The following is a 25,714-nucleotide window of genomic DNA, read 5'->3' on the forward strand; positions in this document are numbered from 1 at the left end:
GGGGTCATATCGTGCCTAATAAAGAAATGCTGCTTATCCCGGGACCTACACCCGTTGTGGATGAAATTTATGATGCTTTATCCAGCGAAACCTATGCTCATACGGATCCGCGATTCGTTAAAGTTTTTAAAAATAGTTTAGATTTAACAAAAAAACTATTTAACACTGATGGAGAAGTTTTTGTGATTGCCGGTTCAGGAACACTTGCTATGGAAATTGCGATTATTAATACGGTCGCTCCCGGTGAGAAATTACTAGTCATCAGTCATGGCTACTTCGGTGACCGCTTCATTCCTTTAGCTAAGTCTTTTGGTATTCAGGTCGAGACCATTCAAGCGGAATGGGGACAGCACGTTCGTAAAGAGTTAATTGAAGAAAAATTAGCTGAAGGTGGCTTCGAAGCTGTCACCGTAACACATGTCGATACTTCAACTGGGATCATGGCAAATCTGGATGAATTAGTTCCTGTTGTCAAAAAATCCGGAGCGCTTTTTATTCTCGATGGTGTGTGTGCTGCCGCAGCAATTGAGGAAGACATGCAGAAAACTTACGGTGATCCGGCTTACACCATAGACGTTGTGTTAACAGGCTCTCAAAAAGCGATTGGTGTTCCTCCCGGACTGGCTATTGTTGCCTTTGGATCGAAAGCTTTAGCAGCGCGAGAGGCTATGCCCACAGTTACTGGTTATTACTCAGATATCAAAAACTGGCTTCCAATCATGAACGATCCGGGTAAATATTATGCCACCCCTCCTGTTAACATGATTTATGCTTTTAATAAAGGTATGGAAATCGTCATGGCTGAAGGATTAAGTAAACGCTATCAACGTCATACAGCGATAGGGCGAGCCATGAGAGCCGGATTGACGGTCTATGGTATGAAACCCTTGGCTTCTGAAGAAATTGCAGCTCCAACTTTAAGTTGTATTCTCTATCCTGAAGGAGTAATAGATGCTGAATTTCGTGCTCGTTTAGCAGGGAAAGGCATGGTTATTGCCGGAGCCTTGGCTTCATTATCCGGAAAGGCATTCCGTATTGGACATATGGGGAATACCACAGAAAAAATGTTTGTTAAAGCTCTTGAACTCGTTGGCGAAACACTTAAAGAAATGGGACACGAGGCTAATATTGAAAAAGCAGTTGATGAGTTTACAAAGGTATATCATACACGATAAAAACTATTTTATAGTTACGGTGTTAATCACTCGACTCCTTTCTTAATCTAATGTCATTATTTTTATTAACTAAGGAAATTAGTAAATGTTCCTATTACTGATATAAGTATAATAATGGGGGTTGTACAAAACTTGAAGGTCAAGTTAAGTACAGCCTCTATTTTTTATTATCATATGCCGATTCGTCTCACCTCTCCAGGAGGTAAAGCTGGTGAGACCATAGGTAAGCCTCCAGTGGAGATTCACATATGCAGCATTGAATATAGTTGCCAGCTCTACCGGAAGCCCAGATCCTGCAGGGAAAACAGTGTTTTCACTTGTCGAAGTGTGAGTGGGGAGGTTCACTGAATACATAATACATGTCCAAAAATGATTTACTTTTGCCTGATTTTCGAATTTAATTATAACAATAGGCTTAATTCTAAACTTTAAAGAACGGATGGGGTATTTGATGGCAATTGAAATAAAGCTTCCTCCTGTGCTGGAAATCATACGAGGTAATATTTTGAAGCACGGTAATCCATTAGCTATGAAGGGCTCTGAGGTTGCTGCCTGGGCTAAAGGGCTTAAGTTGCCGGAGCATGGGGAAATGCTATTCTACACGGGAGGAGAATATCAGCTCCTCCCTTTTATCGACTCTTTAGTAAATACTATGACGATCATGGATCAAGGTAGTAAAGTTTTTTCTTTCATGATGGGGGCTCGTAATATTATCAATAAAACAGGGATCAATGCTGAAAAACTCTATGCCTCTGTTCTGGCCAAGGACCGTGAGCGTTTTAATTCGATCTCTTACAAGGCCGCCGTCATTCTCCAAAAACTAGGTTATGATTTCTGCTATTCAGGGGATAAAGAACTCTACAGTGGAGCTTTACTCACTGAATTGGGCTTTAATATTGACATGCAAACTTATGCACTTAAAGTAACGAAAGTGATTCGAGAGAGCAGAGCTAAGACGATTGTATGTCTGTCTCCGCATGCTGCTGAAGTGCTTAAGTTTGTATATCCAAAACTCGTTCAGGACTTTGATTATGAGATTAAAACCTTCGTTGAATTAGTTTGGGAAAAAAAGAACATTCTTCCTAAACTTGACTCTGTGAAAACTGTTGTCATCCATGACTCCTGTCGCTTAGCTCGTGAAATGGAGATCACGGAAGAACTTCGGGATATTTTAAGCAGTATGGGGGTTTCTTTCCAAGAAGCTGGCAGCAATCGCCAATGGACAACGTGTTGTGGCGGTCCCAACAAATTTCTCTATCCTGAAATATCCCATACAATCGCAGCACGCCGCGTAAAAGAACTAGAGGAAACTGGTGCCGATATTATCTTAACATCTTGCCCTTACTGCTTAGCATCCTTGCAAGGCGGGCAAGCCAAGGACGACAATACCGTAGTAGAAGACCTTATCGAATATCTCTATAGGGGGTTTAACTCGTAATGGCTGATCTGAAAAAAGAATTCAACACCTACACAAAAGATATAAATATAGCCGGCAAAGATGAAAATATTGAGAAAGCCATTACACGCGCAGTTAAGGCCTATCGTCAAACTATCGCAGAAACTTTAGAACGCTTTCCACACACGCCGGAACTGGCCGGAGAAGTTCGAGAAATCAAGGCAAGATCCATTGCCAATCAGCAGGCTTTGCTTAAACAAGCCATGGAATCTGTCGAACGTAACAAAGGTAAAGCCTTTTACGCTAAAGACAAACAAGAAGCTCTGGAAATAGCAGCAGGTATCATAGGTTCGGGTAAAACGATCGTAAAAGGGAAAAGTATGTTGGGAGAAGAGCTTTCTCTCAGAGAATACCTCGAAGAGATTGGCAATGAAGTTTGGGAAACTGATTTAGGGGAGTTTATCTTACAACTTAATAAAGAGAGGCCCATGCACATTCTCTCGCCTTCCGTTCATGTACCTAGAGAACGGGTAGCAGAAATATTCACAAAGTTTTTTGGCAAAGAAGTCCCCCGGATATTGCCCAAGAGGTAGCAGCTGTTCGGGATTTCATGAGAGAAAAATATTTTAAGGCCGATGTCGGAATAAGTGGGGCAAATGTAGTTGCTGCAGATACGGGTGCAATGGTTATTATTGAAAATGAGGGTAATGTACGCCTCGCAACTGGAGCTCCCCCTGTCCATGTTCTTTTAGTTGGGATTGAAAAAATTGTTCCAACGTTTCAAGAAGCTATGAAAGTCGCTGAAGTCACGTGGCGTTATGCGCAATACGGGGTGCCCGGGTATGTCAATATTATCAGCGGTCCAAGTAAAACCGGGGATATAGAAAAAGTCACAACCTTTGGCGCCCATGGACCTAAAGAATTCAATGTAATTTTTGTCGATAATGGGCGTAGTAATATGGCGAAGGAAGATGCCTTCAAAAATGCCCTTCATTGCCTTCGCTGCGGGGGATGCATGTATGAATGCCCTGTTTTCCAAATTACTGCGGGCCACTTTGGGCATATTTACATGAGTGGAATCGGGGCAGTTTGGACAGCATTTGTCTCAGGCGGTATAGAGAAAGCTGCACCACTTGTTTTCACCTGCTTGCGTTGTGGGCGTTGTGTTGAACGCTGTCCTATGCAAATAAACGTTCCTTCAATGGTACAAAAACTTAGGGAGAAAGTAGTGAATGGCTAGAGAATAATACTTCTTTCCGTTATCTCCTGTTTCTCTTAAAAAAGCAAGGGAGTGTCGCAAAACTACTATTTTGAAGTAGCAAGCGATGCTCCCCATTTCTTTTTACTGTGGAAAATATTAAGTGGTTTGATTGCAATGCTCAATCTCTATTTTCTACTTAAATTTGTGTATAGCAAAATAAGCCTTCTAGATGAGACTGTTTTTTCGACCCCTTTTTAAGCCGTTTTTAATGGATGAAGGGGTTTACCAATTCGTTCATTCTGTATTTTAGCGTGAAGTTTATTCACGTTATACCCAAAACACAGCAGCATAAATTCAGTTTTTACACTGTTTTTACCTCGTGTCAAAAAGCGATTAAAGTTATAGTCATTTTTGAGTACCCCAAAGGCTCCTTCGACCTGTATGGATCGATTTACTCTGAGTAGTCTCCCTTTTTCGGTGGTAATGTTTCCGTACGATACCTGGCGTTTGGCCACAAACGTTTTAGATACTTGCATTCTTCGATTGCCTTTAGCTTTTGTACATTGACTTTTACAAGGACAATCACGGCAGTCTTCACATTCATAGATCGTGATTTCAGATCGGTAGCCCGTTGCCGATGTTCGATGGGTAATTCCCACTAGTTTGAGTTGTTTTCCGTTATGACAGGTGTATTCATCCATTTCTGCATTGTAAACCATGTTTTCTCGCTTGCTGATATCCTTTTTGAAGCGTTTCTTTTTCCATTGTTCATAGGTTTGCGGCTTTATGTAGCAGGTCTGCTTTTTCCCTTCGAGATAAAGATAATTCTCCTCACTCTCATAACCAGAGTCTGCAGTAACATTTTCATAATGGGCCTGTAGTTTAGATTCCAGCGTGTTTAAGAAAGGGATGAGTGTGGCTATGTCGTTACGATCCTGGAAAATTCCAACCCCTGTTACATATTCACTTTCCACGCCAATCTGAACATTGTAAGCCGGCTTTAACTGAGCGTTGCGCATATGGTCATCTTTCATATGCATGAAGGTCGCATCAGGATCGGTTTTGGAGTAGCTATTTCTTCCTTCGAAGAATTGGTGATGTCTGTTGTACTTTTCTTGACGGGTATAGAATTCCTTCAGGTCTTCTGTAAACTTTTGTAGCTTTGATTTCCGTTTTCCAATACCATGGACAAATTCAATCTGCTCTTGCTGACGTTTTTCTTCTAGGTAGGAGAGGGCCGCCTTAAGGTCCTTAAGTAACGTTTCTTTGGTTGCCTTGAAGTCCTTTAGATAGGTCAAATTGATCTCCTCAAGACAGGATTGAATTTTCAAGAACATTTTGGTCTCATTCTTAGTAACGACTTTCTTCCAGACAAACGTATAACGGTTAGCATTGGCTTCAATTTTTGTTCCATCGACAAAAAGGTTCTTAAACTCTACTTCCCCAAGCTTGTGTAAATACGTCACCATTTGGAAAAAGAGGTCTTCTATGGATTCCTTTAAATAGTTCTTCCGAAATCGAGCAAGGGTGCTGTGGTCTGGTGCCTTGCATCCTTCCAACAACCACATGAAGTTAATGTCTCTTTTACAAGCAACTTCAATCTTGCGGCTTGAGTAAATGTTGTTCATATAGGCATAGGCTACTACTTTGAACAGGATTTTGGGTTCGACTACAGGTTTTCTTCCAGTGGAAGAGTAGGCCTGATACAACGCTTCGTAATTCAATCCCTCCAAAATGTGGCTTAGCAGTCGAACTGAGTCATCCTCCGGTATTAACACATCAAAATTAAATGGTAGAACTAATTGATAGTGTCCACTTAATTCAGTATAATTTTTAGAGTGTAATTTGGTTGTTAGCATAACTCAAATTATACGACAACTGCGGGTTCTTTGGGACCTGCAGTTTTGTTTCTAGTAGGAAAAGGGGCGTTGCTTACGAACTATTTTAGTTCGTTTTGCAACGCCCCCTTGCTTTTTTAAGCAGCAAACAACTGTCAGTAGGTTAATTCTTGGAATATAATACCATATATTTTATAAGGAAGGGGTGAGCCTTTGGGAAACAGTAAACGAGTCGAAGACATGAATTATTTTGAACTGATAGCTTGGTTGGGGGTAGGGAGTTCCCATCCAGGAGGCTTTCCCGCTACCAAACAAAATTTAGAAGCCATGCAGATAAGCTCTGAAGATTTCGTGCTCGATGCTGGATGCGGAAGCGGTCTTACAGCTTGTCATGTAGCCAAAACGATTGGCTGCAAAATCATTGGGATTGATATTAATCCTCTAATGGTGGAAAAAGCCAGAAATAGAGCCGAGAAGGAAGGACTTTCCCATCTCGTGAAGTTTGAGGCAGCAGATGTCTATCAGCTGCCTTTCGATGACAACCTCTTCGACTTAGTCATAGCAGAATCTATCACAGTATTTCTAGATAAAGTCAAAGTATACCGAGAATTTTACCGAGTTCTAAGGCCTGAAGGACGGGTCGCTGATTTAGAAATGGCTCTCATTAAAGAATTGCCGCCTCATCTCAGAAAACAAATGGAGATCTGCTTCGGTTCAGGAACTAATCCTTTGCCTTTTGAAGAATGGCTTAAAGCCTTAACAGAAGCCGGATTCGAAGATGTAACGATAAAAAACCCGCAGCCCATGAGAAATAACGGCAATATGCTCTTACGCGAACTAAAGAAAGATTGGCTATTGATCAAAGACCTACCACAAAAGATCAAACATCAACCCGGCTTAATCAACCGATTGCAAAGAAACGCCAATTTTATGAAGCAAAATCTGGGATTCTTTGGTTTCGGCCTTGTATCAGGTCAAAAGCCAATACCAACGGTTCCCCCTAAAAAAACGTTTAGAGATTGGATACGAAAGATTCTCTTTCGAAAATAGCTGCTGGAACGTTTTTCAATAACCAGAACATACAGGATCTGGTTATTTGTTTTAATTAAAGAAAAGCCAAAGTTCCTTAAAGATATTTATCTTCTGATTTTACTAAATATATTGACTCTTTTGATTTATTGAATTAAAATTAAGATGGGGTAAGGGTAGGAGACCACTTGATACAATAAGGGCAATATGATAAGATACAATCATAGTAACCATAATGAAACTGAGTTTTATTATGTGAAACAAATTTGTTGTGAGTATCAGATTCTAACAATTCAACTGAAGATGGTAATAGTTTAAGGAGGTGAATCAGCATGACTCATGGCAGAGATGACGTAAAAGGGAACTCTGAATGGAGAAAATCCCAAGATTCGGCACCAAACTATAGTGATTGGCAAAAGGGAAATCGAGGAATTTATTCAGATCACAGGAATGATTTACATCCCAGACAAGCACGTGAGATCGAAGCATATGACCTTTGTTACGATTGTGAAACAGGGTTTCATTATATGAAATAGATTGAGTATTAATTTGAATTTTCAAGAATCCCTGTAAGCGTTGTTAACAGGGATTCTTTTTATTGAGTATTACTAAAATTATTTAAGACAATGCAATAATTTGGAAAATAAGAATGAAAATGAGTATGATTGATTAAAGAGTTTGAAAGGCTTGGTTAGTTTGGAAATGTATCAATTATCCAGAATTGGATATCGTATATAACATCCTCCTGATTTTTGGGTCCTATCTAAATTGTTTTTAGATAGGACCCTTTTCAAGGACATAACACCTAACCATCATCATTGTCGAATATATTCATAGAAGTTAGAGGAATTCCTCTGTTTGATGACGTTTAGAGTGGAGCGTGATCACTATTCTATTTAAGAAAACGATCCTAATTGGCAACAAAATACCTAAGGATTATATAATGACCAAAGGATTTGGGGACACAGATTTGGGTTGGGGAGCAGACCCCTGGGAAGCTGGAGCCTTTGATTTAGCATTGATAACTGCAGGTGTTAAGGACTTCAATTTTGTTCGGTATTCTTCAATATTACCACCAGAGGCCACTGAAATCTCCATAGAAAGTGCTAGGTCCTGTTATCATCACGGTGCAGTCATGGATTCAATTATAGCCCAAATGAACGGTAAAAGGGGAGAACGAGTTTGCGCAGGGATAGGTAGAGTTCACGTTCGAAGAAAGTATGACGGAGTGCTCATGGGGGGATACGTTGCGGAATACAAGGGCAATGATAGTGAACTGCAAGCCAAGGAATATCTCCATAATTTATTGGCAGCAGTTGTCAATAGGCGTTACAATCCGGAGGAATATGCTCTATATGACGAGAAGATGGTAATTCAAGAACATGTAATAAAGCACAAGTATGGAACGGTAATTGCTTTGATAGGCTTTTTGAGTTATATCTATCCAATCATGGGAAGATTTTAACGGAACCGATATGTGACAAATTTATCTTTCCGGAATGAAATTATCGGCTACTTGACAAAATAAGCCATATCGCTTAAATAGAAAGGAATTTAGAGATGACCTATCAGGATTTACCAAGTAATAAACTTAATGACAAGCCGGGCTTGATACCCCGCCAAATGATGCCTGAAAATATGGAGTCGCCCCTTAATAATATCCTAACTTGGATTACTCCAAACGAACTCTTTTATACCAGAAACCATTTACCCTATCCCACGATAAATCTCGAATCTTGGGTTTTATCCTTAGGTGGTGACTTCGAGAAACCGATCAGCTTTTCATACGCTCAACTCAAACAAATGCCCAAAGTTGATAGATATGTAACCATTGAATGTTCCGGTAATAAACGAGGTCTTATGGAGCCTCCTGTCCCAGGGGAGCAATGGCAAATCGGTGCTGTTGGAAATGCAAAATGGACTGGAGTACCTTTGACCTATATTCTTGATCAGGCTCAGATTAAGGATACGGCAGTGGAACTTGTTTTTACAGGAGCTGATTCAGGGATTCGCCCAGATATGGATACTAACGTGAATTTCGAACGCAGCTTACCACTAGACAAAACCTTATTAAGTGAATGTATTTTAGCATGGAAAATGAACGATGAGCCAATTCCTTATAAGCACGGATTTCCGTTACGCTTGATTGTCCCTGGCTGGTATGGAATGGCTCATGTTAAATGGATCTCTCGAATCACAGCCACCTCTAGTCCTTTTAAAGGTCCATTCCAAGCAATCGATTATGTATATATTACAAACGAGGGAGATTATGACAACGCTTTACCAGTAACGGAAATGAAAGTGAATTCAATTATTACTTGGCCCTCCAAAGGAGAAAGAATTCATCTTGGACAACATACACTCCGTGGTCTCGCTTGGACCGGCAAAGGGACAATAAGTAGAGTAGAAATAAGCATGGATGATGGAATGAGTTGGAATGCCGCCAGGTTAACCAGCCCTGAACATGAGCCCTTTACATGGACGTTCTGGGAGTACCTCTGGGATATTTCTATTCCCGGCCATTATTCTTTACTGGTCAGGGCCTTTGACAATAAAGGTCAAATTCAACCGAAAGCTGCTCCCTGGAATGCTAAGGGATATGGTAATAATTCCATTCATCAAATTTCTATCACAGTACCTCAAATTCTCCATTAAAGCAAAAACAATATAAAAATTTATTGCAATTATTGAAACTATGAGTTTTGTAAGAACAATTAATATTAGCTTTTGATAGTACCCATGATTATCCAGATATATATTTTATCCTTTAGGAAATATTACATTAGGTTGAAATTTAATTCGAGGAGGGTTTAATTAAATGAGCACTAGCAAAGATGGGATTAAAGAAATGAAAGCTATTGTAATGGAAGAAGCTAAAACGGATATGGAAGTGGCTAATGAATTAGGCCAGTTAAAAGACAGATTCTATCAGATGGAACAAATGCTTTCGAGTATAAAGAATCAATCTACTCAGAACCAGACTTCGCAGAACCAACCTCAACAACAAGCTCAAGGACAACAATTAAATCAGTTAGTACAACAAATGACACAATTTAAAAATCAATCGCAGCAACAACAACAGCAAGCCTTTACTCAATTACAACAAAGCATTCAACAAGGCATGCAGGCTTTAAGTCAGGCAGATCAATATATTCAATCTGCTCAAGTGCTTAGCCAAATGAACACTTTTATTGAGCAGGCTCAACAACAGCTTCAAACTATGACTCAGAATCAACAGAATCAACAGGGACAACAAGGCAAGCAACTACAGCAGCAACAAAGTCAAGGTCAACAAAACCTACAAGGCTACGGTTGGTCAAATCAACCACAATATCAATAATTAATCAAAATGATCGCAAGAATTTAATGATTACTTCATAATTAACACAACTCAAAGAAATGCCTCAGAGCTCTTAATACTGAGGCATTTCTTTACTATTACTTACTTTTAATGCTTAGGGTTTTGCTATGATCGTTTCAATCGAGGTACCGATCCTCTCAGAGATGGCTTGATATCCTGATGAATTAGGGTGCAGGCCATCCTTAGCAAGATATCGGCTTAAATTAAATTTCATAAGATCATAGGTTGGGATAAAAATTCCCTTAGCGTCGTCTTCAATAAGCTGTTGTGTCTTATAGTTCCAAGTTGATAAAAATTTAGTATCTTCACTGCTGGTTACTTTCTCATAGGGGTTATAGAGGCCTAGAAACACAACCTCAGAATTAGGATTGGTTTTGTTGATAATATCAAGTATTTGTTTTAAGTTGCTTAAATAGCTGTTTAATCGCGTGTTAAAGGCATCCTCTTGGGCAAGGCTATTCAAGGTAAGAATACTTCTTAGATCATTCCCCCGATAGAAACTAGAATCATATCTGAATCGGTGATTAGTTTCTTAATTTTACTGTCTTGGAGTTGTTCAAGAAGACCTTTGCTTTCCAGCCCGTCGATTCCAGTGTCATCCATTTGAATCTCTTTAGAGGTACTATTTTTAAAATAGTCGGATAGATAACCCGAAAAACCCTTACCTTTTTCATCCCCTGTTCCTTTCGCAATTGAATCTCCCAGAATAAGCACATTGAAAGCGTTGGAGGTTTGGGAATGTCCTGCTGTTGAATCTCCTATAGTTTGCGCCATTGTGGTCTGAGCGGAGGGCTGAGGGTTAGATAGCGTGGTGACGCTGATCGCTTGATAGAAACCAACCGATAAAACAATAACACCCAGAAAAGTAATAAGAAGAATGGAGTGCCATACGCTCTTTTTAAACATTGATTTCTCCTTAAACCAAGATATCTTGTTTTGTAAAATAGACAAAGCTTACAATCATCGCCGCAATTGCCCAACCTAAAAGGACTTTGACCGAAAAAAGCATCGTCATCCCTTCGATCGGTTGGAATGAGCCTGATAAATAATCCGTAAGCCTCAGATTAACCATGAACAAATAGCGGGTGATTTTCCAATCTGAGAGAAAGTAGCTGATGAAATTACCCGCTATGAGTGTCGACATGATAATCCCGATCGAAGCCGCCGTGCTTTTAACGAGCACAGAGATCATAAAGGAAATACTTCCTACAACGATAGCCACAAAAAAAGCCACAGCATAAACCATTAGGGCGTACTGCCACTGGGGAACGTTGAGAACGGTGGACGTATCTAATTGCCCTGCCAATACTTTAAAGCCGGTTGCTACGGGAGCTTGCCATCCTCCAAATCCAAAGAAGCACCCCGAAATAAGCGCAGAAATTACAAACGTGAAAAAAACAACGACAACCTCAAAAAGGATCAGAGTTAAATATTTACTGAGAAGAATCTTCCATCTTGGGACGCTCCTGACAAGAAGCAGTTTGATGGTTCCACTTGAAGACTCCCCGGAAACCATATCAGCAGCCAACATAATAATTAAAAGAGGCAGGAATAAGAAAATTGCTTGTTCCATGAATTTGGTCGTGAATTTTGCTGCCGAGAGATCCAGGGGGTTAATATTATTATCCAGATTATATTGAAGCTGCTCGATTTTGACCCGAAGTGAAGACTTACTTTTCTCATCCATATAAGGGCTGGCCAGCCTGTTTTTCATATCGATGATCTGTTGATCCGCCATCTTGTGCCAATCATCGGCAGCCGTTATTCCCATACGTTGAGAAAGCTGAGCTTGAGTTCTTGCTTGAGTTTGTTTTTGACCATAGGCAAAGACCGAGATTAACACAATAAGAATAGCCAAAACAAAGAGGAGTCGCTTTTTAGAAATCATTTTAACAACTTCATTTTCAATCAGATTAAACAATTTGATCACCTTCAGTCAGGTCAAGAAATAACTCTTCTAACGAGTTTTCCTGTGCCGAGCAATAGGTTAGGGCTATTCCTTCTCTGATGAGAAATTCATTGATTACAGCTAGAGATTGCTGATTTAGGCCCGCACTGATCGTATTCTTTTTTAATTGAACAGCTTCAATATTCCAATGTTCTCTGAGAAGGGTTTTTGCCCTATCAGGATCATCTAACTGCCATTCTATCCGATCACCTTGTAAGATGTCCTGAACATTAGCAGTTTTAATCACACTACCTTGCTTGATGATAGAGACGATATCACACATCTGCTGAATTTCCAATAATAAATGGCTTGAGACAAAAACCGTCATGCCCTCTTCATAGGCTAGTTTTCGAATCAGATTTCGGAACTCAGTAATACCGGCAGGATCAAGGCCGTTTGTGGGTTCGTCAAGAATTAACAGTTTTGGTCTTGCCAAGATGGCTTGAGCTATACCAAGACGTTGGCGCATTCCTAAGGAATAGGTGCTTACTTTGTCCTTAATTCGATTCTGAAGACTCACCATTTCAACAACGTCCTTGACCCTCTCTTGAGTTATTGTTTTGTTCATAGCGGCAAATTGCAGGAGATTTTCCATACCCGTTAAAAATTTGTACATATCAGGGCTCTCAATAATACAGCCAATATTGGAAATAGCTTTTACAAAACTATGAGCTAAGGAATAACCGCAGATTGTTACCGACCCTGATGTCGGTTTAATTAAACCGACAATCATGCGGATCGTCGTTGTTTTTCCAGCGCCATTAGGACCCAAAAACCCAAAGATCTGGGAAGGGTAGAGCGTTAGATTAACCCCTCTGACGATTTCTTTTCCTTTAATGGTTTTTCTTACGTTATTAAGTTCAAGTACTGCAGTTTGTGACATAACTACTCCTTTAAGTCCGTTAATTTCCTTAGGACATGTCTATTATAAATAAAAAAAGCTTAAATAAAAAGTGGATTTCCCACAATTATCAAAGCTTTAAACTAGGGGTTCTATAGAAAATTCTCAGAGGTCGTATTAATAACATTACTGAATTACTTCAAAAACAAGCTGAGGAATTCACCATACCCTTCTTTTTGAAGTTGTTCTTTCGGAATAAAACGCAGCGCAGCCGAATTAATGCAATAACGCAATCCCGTCGGTTGGGGGCCATCTGTAAAAACATGTCCGAGATGGGCTCCGCCTTGAGTACTAACTATTTCAGTACGATGCATGGAATGACTAAAATCAGGTTTCTCCCGGATAGCCTCAGACTTGAGCGGTTTATTAAAGCTCGGCCAACCGCACCCGGAATCAAATTTATCCAGAGAGCTGAAAAGGGGTTCTCCAGAAATGATATCGACATAAATACCTTCTGATTGATTATCCCAATATTCATTATTGAAGGGAGGCTCAGTTCCTTTATTTTGAGTGACCTCATACTGCATTTTCGTCAGTTTGGGCTTCAGAAGTTCTTTTTCCACTGCTTCATCCCAATGTAATTTGATAAAGGCGTCTCGGCCAGATCCTCGGCGGTAAGCATCATATCTTAAAGGATTTTTTCGATGATAATCTTGATGATAATCTTCGGCCTTATAAAATTCTTTGGCCGGAAGGATTTGTGTCACTATTTCTTTAGCAAACCGACCACTTTCCTCCAGTGCTTGTTTCGATCGTTGAGCTTCTATAAGTTGATCCTGCGTATGATAAAAAATTGCTGTTTGATAAGACGGCCCGCGATCAGCAAATTGACCCTCTGGATTTGTTGGATCAATCTGTTGCCAATAAATCTCTAAGAGTCTCTTATAAGCAAGTATTTCTGGATCAAAAGTAATTTGTACAGCTTCAAAGTGACCAGTGTCTCGGTAACAGACATCCTCATAGGTAGGGCTTTTTAAATCTCCTCCTGTATAGCCGGATACTACTTCAATCACACCGGGCAGCTCTTCAAATGGTTTAACCATGCACCAAAAACATCCTCCGGCAAATGTAGCATACTGATATTCTCCCTTAGCCATTAACCTTATTTCCCTCCATAAAAATTTATCCCAACTATTATGCATTAGTGAACGATACTTTATCCATTTTGCAGAGATGCCTTAAAGATGCACTCTATACCTTAAGAAATCTGATCTTATTACTTAAACTTAATTAATTCTGCAGCGCGCTTAAGTTGTTCGTCGAGAACCTTGGCATAAATCCTTGTCGTTCGCGGATCAGAATGCCCTAAGGCATCCTGGACAATGGCCAGATTATCGGTTTCACGCAACAGTAAGGTTGCAAAGGTTGAACGCATCTTATGAGCACTGAAACCATCTGTGTTATGACCAAGACCCTTCAGGATCGTCATATATTTTAAAATAAGATTTTGTACTGCCCTTTTGCTGATACGCTTTCCCTGTATCGAAAGAAAAAGAGCATCCGAATCCCCAGAAGCATAACGAGGACGTTCATGCAAGATATAATCCGTAAGAGCCTCGGAAATTTCACGATTAAAATATATAACCGTTTCTTTATTACCTTTGCGCGTTACCTCAAAGCAGCCTTTATTAAAGTTAGTGGTGCTTAAGTTGAGATGACAAAGTTCTGACAATCGCAAGCCCGTGCCGATTAGAGTGAGGATTATAGCATAGTCGCGTTTTTCGGTATAAGCGTAGTATTTTAATTGACCCGGAGTTAAGCCAATGCCGGTTTCCATAACATCTGTTAAATCGGCAATCTGCTCCGGTTCTAATGCTTTAGGAAGTTTCTGAGTAACATTGATAGGATCCAATTTAATCGTAACATCTTTTGGTATCAAATCTTCACGAAGCAAGTAGTGAAAAAATGATTTTATAGCTGCTTGTTTACGCGCTAAAGCGCGAGCTCCGTTATTTCGCTGGTCACTGACCCAGCTTAGGTAAGCCTCAATATGCCGATGACTAATCTTTCCAATAAAGGATAAATCAATGTCCTGAGGAGAAGAGGGGAAGTCAGGTAAGAAATCACATAAATAATTAAAAAACAAGCGCAGTTCAAGAGTATAGGCAACTTGAGTTGATTTTGATTTATTGGTAACCGCTAAGTGGTTAATAAAATCTCGCGCTAATATGGGCAGGGGGAAGGAGTATGATCGATTATCCAAGGCTTTACCTCCATCTTCCAACTTCAATGTACGTCAATTTAAATATTTGATATCCAGAATTTAACTCTTTAATTATACTTGGCACAAGCTCTAAATACAATCAATCGCAATTTAGCGCAGCTCAGTGACCTAGTTAAATAGTTTAAGAGCCTAAAGACATCAGAATACTTTATATTTAGATATCAATGCTAGTTAGATACCCTTGAAATATAGTAAAATGAAGTATCTCTAAAGAGGTTAAGTGAAAACCTTGGTAAGCTAAATAGGGTTTAAGTTTGAAGGTGAGGTTATGACTCTGAGCGTACGTTTTTTGCAATGTTCCGGCTGCCGTTTTGACAGTCCTTTTTGGGAAGGGCCAGCGGGATGGGCAATGCAGCGAAATCATGATTTATGGCAGACCTTTGAAACTGTTCTCTTGCTTTGTCAATCGGAGAACGTCGAATTTCTTTTTCTGACCGGTGATTTATTCGAACAAGAGTATGTTCGGAAAACAACTGTAGAGCGAGTGGCTCAATCATTGGGCAGGTTGAAGAGTACGAAAATTTTCATCGTTCCAGGAGAAAAAGATCCTTTTGTTGCGACATCTGCCTACCGTCTCGCAGTATGGCCGAGTAATGCCCATATATTCTCTGCCGGGATCAGCCATGTGAAAATCCCGGCTCAAAATGTAACAGTCTATGGAGCGGGATGGACCGCTTATCAGCAAGAAAAACCTTTTCTCGAGGGCTTTCAGGTGGTAGAAGACGGAACAATCCCACTTATGCTTCTCCATGCTGAGGTGGCCTCTACCAAAAGCACTGAAGGATTTATCCCACTCCAGACTGAGCATATTTCGTCAAGTGGTTTAAGCTATTTAGCTTTGGGGCACCAGCAAAAGTGGACCGGCATTCAGAAGGCAGGAAAAACTGCCTGGGCGGATAGTGGGGTTCTCGAAGCACGAGGTTTTAGCGAGAGCGGTCCTCATGGAGTGATTATCGGAGAAATTGGACATGGTTCCACCCAATTTGAATTTCGGGAACTGGGACAGCGCCGCTACATTGAAAAAGCCTTGCCAATTCAGGTCAATATAGAATCCCTTGCTTCTATACTTTTGTCAGAAACAGCCCCCGAAGAACGGGAAAGGGATTTATTCAGAATTAAGTTAACTGGAGCATCTGCAAATGCAGAGGAAGTGGTTCGCCCTTTGCAAAGGTTATTGGCAGACACCTTTCGTTTTATCGAAGTTATATATAGTCAAGGAGAGACGACCTCGCAACTTAGGCCGGATTTTAGGACACTGACGGAAACAACGGTTGGAGAGGAACGCGGCTATCTAACTCTAACCCAAATATTTCTTCAAAAACTCCAAGAGCGTCAAAGCGCTGCGTTGAGCAAAGCAGACCAAGATCACTGGGATCTGGTGAGAAAAATTGCTCTCACCGCACTAGATCAGGGGCGGATAGACGATGAGAATTGAACGAATAAAAGTCAGTAGAGAGGATCTAGGGGATGTTGACTGGATATGTCCTGCGGGTCCAGCTTTCCTTTTCCTTGAGGAAAAAGGTCAACAAAGACTTCTGGGAAAGTTGTTGCTGGAACTATTTTATCAAGATTCACTAAGTTCTTTAATATCTGAGATTAGCACAGGATTATTGGAGGCCTGGGTAGTTGGAGAAAATGCCCGGTTTTACATCCAAAGAAACTACCCGCCACGAGACAATGATTGCAGGCAAATTCTAACTCAGGTAACTGAAATGATAACAGGGCAGACAATATCCTTGCCAGAAAGTATTTCCTTAGGGGACTACATATTCGGAGTAAATCTACAGTCTTTTTGTCAAGGGGTGATAGTAGATTGGCCGAAGAAAAATAGCCTTGATCAGCTGCACCAAAGAATCGATAATCTTCGTCAAGGCGGCGATGAAGAGGTATCGCTTATCGATGCTCAAGCCTCTCTGGCTGGAGCCCAAAAGAAAGTCGGTGAACAACTGGGAAACATGACTCTCATACAGACTGAGTATACCGCCTTGAGGCGTGATTGGGAAGCATCGCGCCGCCGGCAAGATGAAGAACGCTTGCTCCAAATAGAAATTAAGAAACTGCAAGAAAACGAAGCGATTTTGTCTGAAAAAATCCAGTCTGCCCTCCTTCTGCAGGAACGTTTGGCCTTGCTGAGCCAAAACCCTGATTATCGGGAATTGCGTCAACTTCAAACAGAAATAATTCAGTTTGAAGAACAGATTCGAAATGCAGAATCAAATCTAACGGTTATTACGAGTAACTCTGAAGTAGATTGGGCTTTGATTGAGGGTTTGCGGGAGGAATGCCTTGAGTGGGCAAATCTTCAAGAGCAAGTTGATCAATTCTCCAATATCATCCAATATAAGTCAGATAACGTTACGCAACTTCAAGGTTCTTTACAAACATGCGGATACGCGGTGTTCTCCAAGGACGACGTTCAACGTTTACAGAGAGCGGTGGAGGAAAGGGATGCGGCAGAAAAAGAGCTTAACAATTTCTTGAACACAAACGCTGAGCTAGAACGTTCTCAAGTTCAATACTCTAATGAAGCAGTTCGACTTCGAGAGCTTGATGATATCGCTGACGTAACAGAGGAAGATGAGCTCAAGGTTAGAGAATGGGAAAGACAATTAGCAAAGTGGCAAAACTCAAGGCTTGGCAGCTCCCTTGATCGCACGTTACGAAGCTATTTTAACGGCACAAGTATTGGAGAAAAGTTAGCGTCCCGTCTTGCTCGTTATTATGACCGTTATCATGTCTCAAACTTTGAGGAATTTGCAAGTAGACTTAAAAACTTTCGTACCCAGCAAATGCTCGTGGAAAAACTTCAGATTCAAGTTGAAGGGTTGCAAAAAAATGTCGCTAGGGAAGATAGTCTGCACAACATTGTATATTCCCGCACTAAGCTTTTGAATCGGGCATTACTCGCGACCAATGTTGAAGATTTTCTGGCATGGCTGAAGGGTTGGAAAGATTACCAAATAAAAAAGCAGCAGCTTTCCAATATGATGGAAGAGCTGCAGTCTTTGCATGAAGAATCTTCAAAAAAAGAAACTAAGTTACGCAGTGTTATTGAACAATTGCGAGAGAAGTTAAACAATTGGGAAACAACTGCCACAAATAGAGAAGAAGTTTTAGCAACAGTATTTAATGTTGCCGCTGAACTAAGGATGAGAGACGACGCAGAGAGGAAAATTGCTGAGCTTTCCCAGAGGTTCAAGGACTTGCTAGGATCACGAAACATGGAAGTACTTGTTAATAAACTGGAACCTTTAGCAGAGTTGGAACATGAAGCACGAGTTTCCGATGATGATCGACTAAAGATACTGACTGCTTGGCAAAAAGAACAGTCAGAAATTCACAAGCTGCTTATAGAGGCGGAACAACGCCTTCCGTCACGCCAAAATTATCCTTCATTGGCTGTTTTAGAGGAGAAGATAGAGTCTGTTAAGCAGGAGTGGATGACTTATGAAAGCTTACAGCGGGCCATACAGGGCACTCAAGGGTTATTGGAAGCATCTTTAAAGGAATGGCAAACAAAGTATGGAAACTTGCTTAACTATGAAATGAATAAGATTTTAAGCAGTATTTCCTCCTCGCAGGGCCAAAAGATGCAGCATAGTAATCTCAAAAAAACAAACAGTGATTACTTTGCTTATCGTATGGCTATCGCGAAGTTAGTTCTATGCAGCTACAGAGAAGTGCCTTTGTTATTTTCAGTGGGAGAAATCAATGAAAGAGAACGATTCTGGGACGGTGTCATAGGGTATTTAAAAAAGCTATCCCTTGAAAGACAGATAATTTTCACCACAACAGACCTTAAACTGAGAGAAAAACTCAATGGACTTGGATGGTCTTCAATATAGTATTAACCATTGGTAGTAAGAGGCAGCTGGATAGTAAACTGGGTCCCAACTCCAACCTTACTTTCAACAGCAACATTTCCTCTCATTCCTCTCAAGGACTCAGCCTCATAAACAGGCTCCAAGCGCTGTATAAGAGCACCAAGATCGACGCTCTCCAGGGTGATATCACCCTTATCTAAAGTTGCTATTTGCAGCAACCCGGAAATTACCTTCTCCATCCGGTGGACCTGACGACCAATCGCCGGTAAGGCTTGTTTTAAGCGCTCGGGGTGGTCGGTAATAACATCTTGGTAGGCCCGCAGAGTGGCCAAGTTTTTATTTGATTGTTCACCTCCCCTTTAATATGTTTGACTTCCTGAAAAATATCAGAAGTTTAAGCTAAGCCTTGACTATGACGTTAGTCGTTTGATCGAGCCGCCGATTGTAATTAAACCATATTAAGGTTTAGATTCAATCCAAGGTTTGATTAAGAAATCTACTCCATGCTTAAGGGAGTGAACTCGTTCAACTAAAGATAAAAGACCCTCCAAAACCGAGTAATCGGCTGGAGGGCAGCTTTAGGTCATAAACTCAAAATCTATTGGCGGTTTTGGTTACCAAAAATGTTCCGCCGAACTAACCATCTTGAACCGAACAAAACAGCCACAGCAACAATCGTGACGACGCGGGACATTAAAAGAAAGATGTCTGTTGGCAAACTAATAGCCATAATAATGTGTACTACTGCATCAGCGAGGAGCACTAATCCGGCCACCGTGGTGATGATCGCCATTTGCTTTAAGCTGAACCGTTGGTCCGACATCGAGTGGCCGAATCCCTCAGAAGCTTTGGGTATAAATAGCTTAATTAACGTTGAAAGTAAAGGCTTTTTTATCGCCGCCGAGATCAGGCAAGCTAGCCCTATAGTGCCGGTTACTATAGGACGATAGAGTTTAAACGGCAAAGAGCTTCCACCTAGGAGAAGCGAAAACGTTAGGCCAATCGTGAAGCTGATGACACCCCCTACACTAATCCAGTCAACTCGACGACGCCAAACGAATAGTGCTACAGTCCTTATGAGGGGAATAACTCCAACAATGGTCAGGGCGATTGTATCACTAAACAAATAAGGACGTAACACCATATATAATACCCACGGAACAAGCCAACTGAAAATCAAGCTTAACCCTAATTTTCTTTGCAGCGCACCAACTTGAAGATTCATTCCTTCTGACTGAGAGATTCTCATGACTACCTCCTATCAACAATGCCTAGTTTTAGTTTAGTTTCCGATTTCAAGTACTACGTTATTGTGTGCTTGATGTTTTTTGTTACTCTTAATTTTTAACATAAATAATTTGCTCAAACATCTATCTGAAGAGAGAACTTTACGCTTCGGACTATATCTACGGATATAAGAATCTATTGATTAACTAGGTAGAGAGCTTTATAATTTAGTTTGTATTGTTTTAGAAGTACGGTCCATTTTAGTGTTTGTTTTTTGTTGTTTGGAAGAACGGGAGGAAAGAGAAAATGCCCATTACAGAATTTTTAGCGCGAAATGCCAAGATCTATGGACAAGAACTATGTTTAAGTGAGATTAATTTAGATCTTCAAGAGAGTCATAATGTCACCTGGCGTGAGTACGAATTAATTGAAAACAACCCGGCAGGGGAATATCGACGGGAAATGACTTGGGGCGTTTTTGATGAGAAAGCAAATCGACTGGCTAATCTGCTGTTAAAAAGAGGGATAAAAAAAGGGGATAAAGTTGCTATTCTGTTAATGAATTGTCTAGAGTGGCTGCCAATTTATTTTGGAATATTAAAGGCCGGAGCAATTGCAGTACCCTTAAACTTTCGCTATACAGCCGAAGAAATAAAATATTGTTTAGGTTTATCTGACACTATTGCTTTGATTTTCGGGCCTGAATTTATCGGACGGGTAGAAATGATTTATGATCAAATACCTAAAGTAAAGACACTTTTCTTTGCGGGGAAAACCGTCCTTCTTTTGCAGAAAATTATGACCGCCTGACTGCCAACTGTTCCTCTGACGCCCCAAATATCGAGCTTTCAGACGAAGATGATGCCGCAGTATATTTCTCCTCGGGAACTACGGGCTTTCCAAAGGCAATTCTGCATACCCACCGGAGCTTGATGTCAGCATGTTATACAGAAAACAATCACCATGAGCAAACGCGGGAAGATAATTTTTTGTGTATTCCGCCGCTGTACCACACAGGTGCCAAAATGCACTGGTTCGGTAGTTTGCTGTCTGGGAGCAAAGCGGTATTACTTCGGGGAGTCAAGCCTGAATGGATACTTAAAACAGTTTCTGAAGAAAAGATTACAATTGTTTGGCTTTTAGTTCCATGGGCACAAGACATCCTGGATGCCATAGATCGAGGAGATGTAAAACTGGAAGATTATGATCTTGCTCAGTGGAGGCTGATGCATATCGGGGCGCAGCCAGTCCCTCCCAGCCTAATTCGTCGTTGGAAAAAATGTTTTCCCAACCACCTTTATGATACAAATTATGGTTTGAGTGAATCAATTGGTCCAGGCTGTGTCCATTTGGGTACTGAGAATATTCATAAAGTAGGTGCTATCGGAATACCCGGTCACAACTGGGAAGTCAAGATTACCGATGAGAATGGATGCTCTGTAACCCTAGGACAGGTTGGAGAATTAGTTGTCAGAGGACCAGGCGTGATGAAATGTTACTACAACGATGCTGAAGCAACTGCAGCTGCACTCAAAAATGGCTGGTTGTTTACCGGAGATATGGCCCGGATGGATAAAGACGGCTTTATTTATTTGGTTGACCGAAAAAAAGATGTGATTATTAGTGGGGGAGAGAATCTCTATCCGGTACAGATTGAAGATTTTATCCGCGCACATAATGCCATTAAAGATGTCGCGGTCATTGGTTTGCCGGATGAGCGCCTGGGTGAAATCGCCGCCGCAATTATTGAACTAAAGCCGGACTTTAAGTGTTCAGAAGAAGAAATAACCTCATTTTGTGCCCCTCTGCCGCGATACAAGCGTCCGCGTGAAATTATTTTCGACAAAGTTCCCCGCAATCCCACAGGCAAGATTGAAAAGCCACGTTTGAGGGATAAATACGGTGGATCAAGTTTAGTGGCTATTCAAACGGAGAAATAAAATCATAGTTTTGCATCATAACAGCAACTGCTTTATAGCGCTTAGAAAGAACGAATTGCTGTCTTTATAAAGAAGGAATAAAACCGGACTGGACGTTATTACGATCCGACCGGTTTTATTTTTGGGGAACTGTTCATTCAAAGTCACTTTCAACTTATTCAAAGGTAAAATGTCTCTTAGCTTCGATAGTATTGAGGTGCTTGTTTAGAAAACCATCGAAGGTGTTTATTTTTTTACTCAAACTCAACTCAAACTCAAATAGAGGAATTCCTAGTTTTAAATGGAAGTATAATGGCAATGCAGACAAACACTTAGCTTTGAGGAGGGGTTGGATATGTCAATTCATGATATTCGTTCAAAGGTAATTCCAAGGGTTATTTCCTTGGTTCCTTCGGCAACTGAGATTTTATATTTTCTAGGCCTAGAGGAACGTGTAGTAGGGATAACAGAACACTGTAATTATCCAGAGGCAACAATATTTAAATATAAAGTTGGCACGTTTGCTCACCCTCAACTATCGAAAATTCTTTCACTTCAGCCCGACATTGTTTTAGCCGATATGGCTTTGCATAAAAAACTTATAGAAGAACTGCAATACAATAACATTAATATTCTCTCGGCCACCCCTACCAATGTAGAAGATGTCTTTATTTTCATGAATAAATTAGCACAGCTTTGTCAAACGGAAATTACCGTACAACCGATCATAAGGCTTTTGAAAGAAAGAATTGATAACCTTAGCCAAAAAACTAATATTCGTCATCCAAGGGTTTTTCGCCTAATGAATACCGATCCCTTTTTTACACCAGGACCAAGGTCTTTTCAATATGATGCCTTACGGCTTGCTGGAGCTCACTTGATGGATTTCCAGTCCAATGATTCCTACGTCAAGGTCAGTTGGAATCAAATTAAAGAATTCGACCCGGAAGTGATCCTGTTTTGTGGCATAGAAAAAGGACAAGAGAAGCCTCTAAAATGTAAAGGGTGTACTTCCAAGTACCCTATTTGCCAGAGAAGTGTGGATGACATTATTACTGCGGAATGGGAGAGCATTACAGCGGTTCGAGAGAATAAAGTTTATCCAATTTCTTGCGGTGCTATATGCAGACCTGGACCAAGGCTAATTGATGGAATAGAGAATCTTCACAGACTGTTTTCTTGTTCTCACGGGTAGGTGGTGGTATAGTTTATTTAGGAAAGCTTGAAAGAGGGGAAATGATTCAATGAAGAAAAAATTAGCATCAATGTTTCTAACGATAATATTCACATTCTCCACGGTGCTACCAACGCTTGCCGCAACCAGTACAACAACCATTTCTCCTACACTAAATAGAATTTCAGGTCAAGATCGCTACGAAACATCAGCTGCGATTGCCAAACAAGGTTGGCCAAATGGTTCAGCAAACTGTATTTTAGCATTTGGAGGCGGTTATACCGATAGCCTCACAGCAGCACCCTTAGCCAAGAAAGATGATGCGCCAATTTTATTAACCGAGAGTGCTTCACTTACACCAATTACAAAACAAACCTTAATCGATTTGAAAACTAAAAATGTCACCATTATAGGTGGTACCGGGGTTATTTCATCCTCAGTAGATACAGAATTGCAGTCAATGGGAATAACAACAACGAGAGTATTCGGGTTCGATAAATATGAAACATCGATTGCAGTAGCTAAACAAGTCACTTCGACCCCTTCAATAATCTTCGTTTGTACATCGGATGATTTCTCGGATGCGCTTTCGGTTTCGCCAATTGCCTCTATTCAACAAGATCCAATAATTCTGGTGCCTAAGAATAATATCCCGGACTCGGTTAAGGATTACTTATCTGATTATAAGAATATCGCCAAGTCCTACGTTATTGGCTCAACGGAGGAAATTGACGATACTATTGCTAATCAATTTCCTAATTACGAAAGAGTTTTAGGAAATGACAGGTACAGCACAAATATTGCAGTCAACGAGAAATTTGAAACTGTTTTTAATCCGAACATTACAACCTTAGCTTCAGGCGAGCAATTTCCTGATGCATTAAGCGGAAGTGCTCTGGCTACGAAACTATCTGCTCCTATCATTTTAGTAAATAATGATTCACCGACTGATACGAAACTTTATTATCAGCAACGATTAGCAAATGTTAGTCATATTGGCAGCACGATTCCTAGTGTTTACGTTTTTGGAGGGCCTGCTGTTGTTTCTGATGATTTATTGCAAGGCTTGAGCCAGCCGATTACTGTAAGCCACTTAAGTGCCGTAAATGTAACAACAACGGCAGGAACTGCTCCGGTGTTGCCATCTACAGTAACTGCCACATTGAGTGATGGCACGACAAAAACAGTTAATGTCACTTGGCCAATTGTCACATCAAGTCAATATACAGCTCCAGGAGCTTTTGTTGTTATCGGTACCATCGCTGAATCAACGACGGCCAAGGCAACAGCCACAGTGACCGTTGCTGATGTGAATTCGGTTCTTCCTTCGAGCATTGAGCAAGTTCAGCAAGATATATTAGGTACATGGAAAACTTCAGATGGTAAGTATACCTTGGAATTTAAGGATGACGGCACGTTAGTAGAGACTCAAATACTTACCGGATATACCACGGTCTATAACGATAACTATTCCTTCACGAATCCCACACTGATTAGAATCAAGAATTCCAATTGGACTGAAGAAGACAATTTCGCCTTAACTGGAAGTCGATTAGAAATTTTCAACTTGGGTATTACCCGTTTTGCTGGAAATACTAATAATATTATTGATCCTAATGAGTTTAATTATTATCCTATTAGTTCCAGTAATTCCCCTAATTCTTTTAATTATGTATTCAATAAGGTTAATTAAACGTTAACTGACGCCCACTAATGTATGGACCAGGACATTTTGATGTTCTGGTCTTTTTCTTTAAATAGGTGCTGAATTAAGGCCGAGAAGCGGCTGACCTCATTGATAATTTTTCAGGCGTAGGCCTGCCTGTTCCTTCGGGAATTCCTCAAAAATCTATGGACATAATTATATTGGGTAATAAATTTTGAGGAGTTTAAAAATGAACGAAACTAATGTGGAATCTCCGAGTGACTTTGACGATGCATCTATATTTGAAGGCTTTGATATCGAACTCCATAGAAAAGATGTCCAACGCATTGATCGTTTAGTTAATGATTATGAAAAAAGTATCTTAAACCGACTTGAGGAGGAATATTCCAGTAAAACAACCTATCCCGACCGTCTTGCCGATCGTATCGCTCAGTTCGGCGGAAGCTGGAAGTTCATTCTTTGTTTCAGCGTGTTTTTAGCTGCCTGGATAGTTTGGAATATCCTTGTATTGACCAAATCTCTCCATTTTGATGAACCACCCTTTATTCTTTTGAATTTATGCTTGTCTTTTATCGCTGCTTTCCAAGCCCCAGTCATTATGATGAGCCAGAATCGACAAACTGCTCGTGATAAACATGAATCCGTAATTGATTTTGCCATTAATTATAAAGCAGAGCTGGAAATTGATGATATTCAAAGTCATTTGCACCGTATTGAAGCAGAAGAAAAGAAAAACCTACTAAACATCAAATCTGAGTATTTACAGATAAAGGTACTTCTTGAATCTATTGAATCCAAGCTGGAAAATCATATAAAATAAAACCAGGCAAC

At 40.5% G+C, this 25,714-nt stretch carries 21 protein-coding genes and 2 pseudogenes; 14 read left to right on the forward strand and 9 right to left on the reverse strand.

Features of this window, described 5'->3' with window-relative positions:
- Positions 1-11: 11 nt before the first annotated feature.
- From VZF35_RS25580 to VZF35_RS25590, 3 genes and pseudogenes are all read left to right on the forward strand, one after another.
- A complete protein-coding gene (locus VZF35_RS25580) occupies positions 12-1,175 on the forward strand; it encodes a pyridoxal-phosphate-dependent aminotransferase family protein (RefSeq protein WP_407309367.1) in 1,164 nt (387 codons plus the stop codon).
- 451 nt (positions 1,176-1,626) lie between these two features.
- A complete protein-coding gene (locus tag VZF35_RS25585; RefSeq protein WP_407309369.1) occupies positions 1,627-2,613 on the forward strand; it encodes a (Fe-S)-binding protein in 987 nt (328 codons plus the stop codon).
- A pseudogene (locus VZF35_RS25590) lies at positions 2,613-3,811 on the forward strand (LUD domain-containing protein). The gene VZF35_RS25585 and the pseudogene VZF35_RS25590 overlap by 1 nt, the downstream one beginning before the upstream one ends.
- A 215-nt stretch (positions 3,812-4,026) precedes the next feature.
- On the opposite strand, the gene VZF35_RS25595 reads toward VZF35_RS25590, so the two are convergent.
- Positions 4,027-5,631 carry an IS1182 family transposase gene (locus VZF35_RS25595; protein WP_407307550.1) on the reverse strand — a complete coding sequence of 535 codons (1,605 nt, stop codon included), beginning with the start codon at positions 5,629-5,631 and terminating at the stop codon, positions 4,027-4,029.
- Positions 5,632-5,850: 219 nt separating this feature from the next.
- Here VZF35_RS25595 and VZF35_RS25600 point away from each other — a divergent pair, with 219 nt between their 5' ends.
- From VZF35_RS25600 to VZF35_RS25620, 5 genes are all read left to right on the forward strand, one after another.
- Positions 5,851-6,660, forward strand: a complete 810-nt coding sequence (locus VZF35_RS25600; protein WP_407309371.1) for a class I SAM-dependent methyltransferase — start codon at positions 5,851-5,853, stop codon at positions 6,658-6,660.
- A gap of 311 nt (positions 6,661-6,971) precedes the next feature.
- Positions 6,972-7,175: a hypothetical protein gene (locus VZF35_RS25605; RefSeq protein ID WP_407309373.1), complete on the forward strand. Its 204-nt coding sequence runs from the start codon at positions 6,972-6,974 to the stop codon at positions 7,173-7,175.
- Between the two features lie 344 nt (positions 7,176-7,519).
- Positions 7,520-8,104 (forward strand): pyruvoyl-dependent arginine decarboxylase, encoded by a 585-nt coding sequence (locus tag VZF35_RS25610; RefSeq protein WP_407309375.1) that lies wholly within the window; start codon positions 7,520-7,522, stop codon positions 8,102-8,104.
- Between the two features lie 95 nt (positions 8,105-8,199).
- Positions 8,200-9,294 (forward strand): sulfite oxidase, encoded by a 1,095-nt coding sequence (locus tag VZF35_RS25615; RefSeq protein WP_407309377.1) that lies wholly within the window; start codon positions 8,200-8,202, stop codon positions 9,292-9,294.
- 163 nt (positions 9,295-9,457) lie between these two features.
- Positions 9,458-9,979: a hypothetical protein gene (locus VZF35_RS25620; protein ID WP_407309379.1), complete on the forward strand. Its 522-nt coding sequence runs from the start codon at positions 9,458-9,460 to the stop codon at positions 9,977-9,979.
- A gap of 115 nt (positions 9,980-10,094) precedes the next feature.
- Here the strand turns inward: VZF35_RS25620 and VZF35_RS25625 are convergent, their stop codons facing one another.
- The 6 genes from VZF35_RS25625 to VZF35_RS25650 all read right to left on the reverse strand — a co-directional run bounded on the left by VZF35_RS25625 (position 10,095) and on the right by VZF35_RS25650 (position 15,052).
- The gene (locus tag VZF35_RS25625) at positions 10,095-10,463 is read right to left on the reverse strand and encodes an SGNH/GDSL hydrolase family protein (RefSeq protein ID WP_407309381.1); all 369 of its coding nucleotides are present in this window, start codon (positions 10,461-10,463) and stop codon (positions 10,095-10,097) included.
- Between the two features lie 14 nt (positions 10,464-10,477).
- Positions 10,478-10,906, reverse strand: a complete 429-nt coding sequence (locus tag VZF35_RS25630; RefSeq protein ID WP_407309383.1) for a hypothetical protein — start codon at positions 10,904-10,906, stop codon at positions 10,478-10,480.
- Positions 10,907-10,916: 10 nt separating this feature from the next.
- A complete protein-coding gene (locus VZF35_RS25635) occupies positions 10,917-11,930 on the reverse strand; it encodes an ABC transporter permease (protein WP_407309385.1) in 1,014 nt (337 codons plus the stop codon).
- Positions 11,914-12,831 (reverse strand): ABC transporter ATP-binding protein, encoded by a 918-nt coding sequence (locus VZF35_RS25640; protein WP_407309387.1) that lies wholly within the window; start codon positions 12,829-12,831, stop codon positions 11,914-11,916. The genes VZF35_RS25635 and VZF35_RS25640 overlap by 17 nt, the downstream gene beginning before the upstream one ends.
- Positions 12,832-12,983: 152 nt before the next feature.
- A complete protein-coding gene (gene msrB, locus VZF35_RS25645) occupies positions 12,984-13,946 on the reverse strand; it encodes a peptide-methionine (R)-S-oxide reductase MsrB (protein ID WP_407309389.1) in 963 nt (320 codons plus the stop codon).
- 119 nt (positions 13,947-14,065) lie between these two features.
- The gene (locus tag VZF35_RS25650) at positions 14,066-15,052 is read right to left on the reverse strand and encodes a tyrosine-type recombinase/integrase (RefSeq protein ID WP_407309391.1); all 987 of its coding nucleotides are present in this window, start codon (positions 15,050-15,052) and stop codon (positions 14,066-14,068) included.
- 289 nt (positions 15,053-15,341) lie between these two features.
- Here VZF35_RS25650 and VZF35_RS25655 point away from each other — a divergent pair, with 289 nt between their 5' ends.
- Both VZF35_RS25655 and VZF35_RS25660 read left to right on the forward strand, forming a co-directional pair.
- A complete protein-coding gene (locus VZF35_RS25655; protein ID WP_407309393.1) occupies positions 15,342-16,508 on the forward strand; it encodes an exonuclease SbcCD subunit D in 1,167 nt (388 codons plus the stop codon).
- The gene (locus tag VZF35_RS25660; protein WP_407309395.1) at positions 16,498-18,918 is read left to right on the forward strand and encodes a hypothetical protein; all 2,421 of its coding nucleotides are present in this window, start codon (positions 16,498-16,500) and stop codon (positions 18,916-18,918) included. Before VZF35_RS25655 ends, VZF35_RS25660 begins: the two co-directional genes overlap by 11 nt.
- 2 nt (positions 18,919-18,920) lie before the next feature.
- Here the strand turns inward: VZF35_RS25660 and VZF35_RS25665 are convergent, their stop codons facing one another.
- Together VZF35_RS25665 and VZF35_RS25670 are read right to left on the reverse strand one after the other, a co-directional pair.
- Positions 18,921-19,229 (reverse strand): hypothetical protein, encoded by a 309-nt coding sequence (locus VZF35_RS25665; RefSeq protein ID WP_407309397.1) that lies wholly within the window; start codon positions 19,227-19,229, stop codon positions 18,921-18,923.
- Positions 19,230-19,495: 266 nt separating this feature from the next.
- Positions 19,496-20,146, reverse strand: a complete 651-nt coding sequence (locus VZF35_RS25670) for a VC0807 family protein (RefSeq protein WP_407309399.1) — start codon at positions 20,144-20,146, stop codon at positions 19,496-19,498.
- Between the two features lie 284 nt (positions 20,147-20,430).
- On the opposite strand from VZF35_RS25670, the pseudogene VZF35_RS25675 reads away from it, so the two are divergent.
- The 4 genes and pseudogenes from VZF35_RS25675 to VZF35_RS25690 all read left to right on the forward strand — a co-directional run bounded on the left by VZF35_RS25675 (position 20,431) and on the right by VZF35_RS25690 (position 25,703).
- Positions 20,431-22,064: pseudogene (locus tag VZF35_RS25675) on the forward strand (class I adenylate-forming enzyme family protein).
- A 334-nt stretch (positions 22,065-22,398) separates the two neighbouring features.
- Positions 22,399-23,238 (forward strand): ABC transporter substrate-binding protein, encoded by an 840-nt coding sequence (locus VZF35_RS25680; RefSeq protein ID WP_407309401.1) that lies wholly within the window; start codon positions 22,399-22,401, stop codon positions 23,236-23,238.
- A 49-nt stretch (positions 23,239-23,287) separates the two neighbouring features.
- Entirely contained in the window at positions 23,288-24,910 is a 1,623-nt protein-coding gene (locus tag VZF35_RS25685) for a cell wall-binding repeat-containing protein (RefSeq protein WP_407309403.1), read from the forward strand.
- A 202-nt stretch (positions 24,911-25,112) separates the two neighbouring features.
- Complete coding sequence (locus tag VZF35_RS25690) at positions 25,113-25,703, forward strand: DUF1003 domain-containing protein (RefSeq protein ID WP_407309405.1); 591 nt, start codon at positions 25,113-25,115, stop codon at positions 25,701-25,703.
- Positions 25,704-25,714 lie beyond the last annotated feature (11 nt).

Source organism: Desulfosporosinus paludis (assembly GCF_045689965.1).
Lineage (GTDB): Bacteria > Bacillota > Desulfitobacteriia > Desulfitobacteriales > Desulfitobacteriaceae > Desulfosporosinus > Desulfosporosinus paludis.

Coding starts and splice junctions, on each gene's coding strand:
- VZF35_RS25680 (WP_407309401.1), top strand. CDS start 22,399: ATGTCAATTCATGATATTCGTTCAAAGGTAATTCCAAGGGTTATTTCC.
- VZF35_RS25605 (WP_407309373.1), top strand. CDS start 6,972: ATGACTCATGGCAGAGATGACGTAAAAGGGAACTCTGAATGGAGAAAA.
- msrB (WP_407309389.1), bottom strand. CDS start 13,946: ATGGCTAAGGGAGAATATCAGTATGCTACATTTGCCGGAGGATGTTTT.
- VZF35_RS25640 (WP_407309387.1), bottom strand. CDS start 12,831: ATGTCACAAACTGCAGTACTTGAACTTAATAACGTAAGAAAAACCATT.
- VZF35_RS25620 (WP_407309379.1), top strand. CDS start 9,458: ATGAGCACTAGCAAAGATGGGATTAAAGAAATGAAAGCTATTGTAATG.
- VZF35_RS25685 (WP_407309403.1), top strand. CDS start 23,288: ATGAAGAAAAAATTAGCATCAATGTTTCTAACGATAATATTCACATTC.
- VZF35_RS25600 (WP_407309371.1), top strand. CDS start 5,851: ATGAATTATTTTGAACTGATAGCTTGGTTGGGGGTAGGGAGTTCCCAT.
- VZF35_RS25660 (WP_407309395.1), top strand. CDS start 16,498: ATGAGAATTGAACGAATAAAAGTCAGTAGAGAGGATCTAGGGGATGTT.
- VZF35_RS25655 (WP_407309393.1), top strand. CDS start 15,342: ATGACTCTGAGCGTACGTTTTTTGCAATGTTCCGGCTGCCGTTTTGAC.
- VZF35_RS25630 (WP_407309383.1), bottom strand. CDS start 10,906: ATGTTTAAAAAGAGCGTATGGCACTCCATTCTTCTTATTACTTTTCTG.
- VZF35_RS25585 (WP_407309369.1), top strand. CDS start 1,627: ATGGCAATTGAAATAAAGCTTCCTCCTGTGCTGGAAATCATACGAGGT.
- VZF35_RS25615 (WP_407309377.1), top strand. CDS start 8,200: ATGACCTATCAGGATTTACCAAGTAATAAACTTAATGACAAGCCGGGC.
- VZF35_RS25690 (WP_407309405.1), top strand. CDS start 25,113: ATGAACGAAACTAATGTGGAATCTCCGAGTGACTTTGACGATGCATCT.
- VZF35_RS25595 (WP_407307550.1), bottom strand. CDS start 5,631: ATGCTAACAACCAAATTACACTCTAAAAATTATACTGAATTAAGTGGA.
- VZF35_RS25670 (WP_407309399.1), bottom strand. CDS start 20,146: ATGAGAATCTCTCAGTCAGAAGGAATGAATCTTCAAGTTGGTGCGCTG.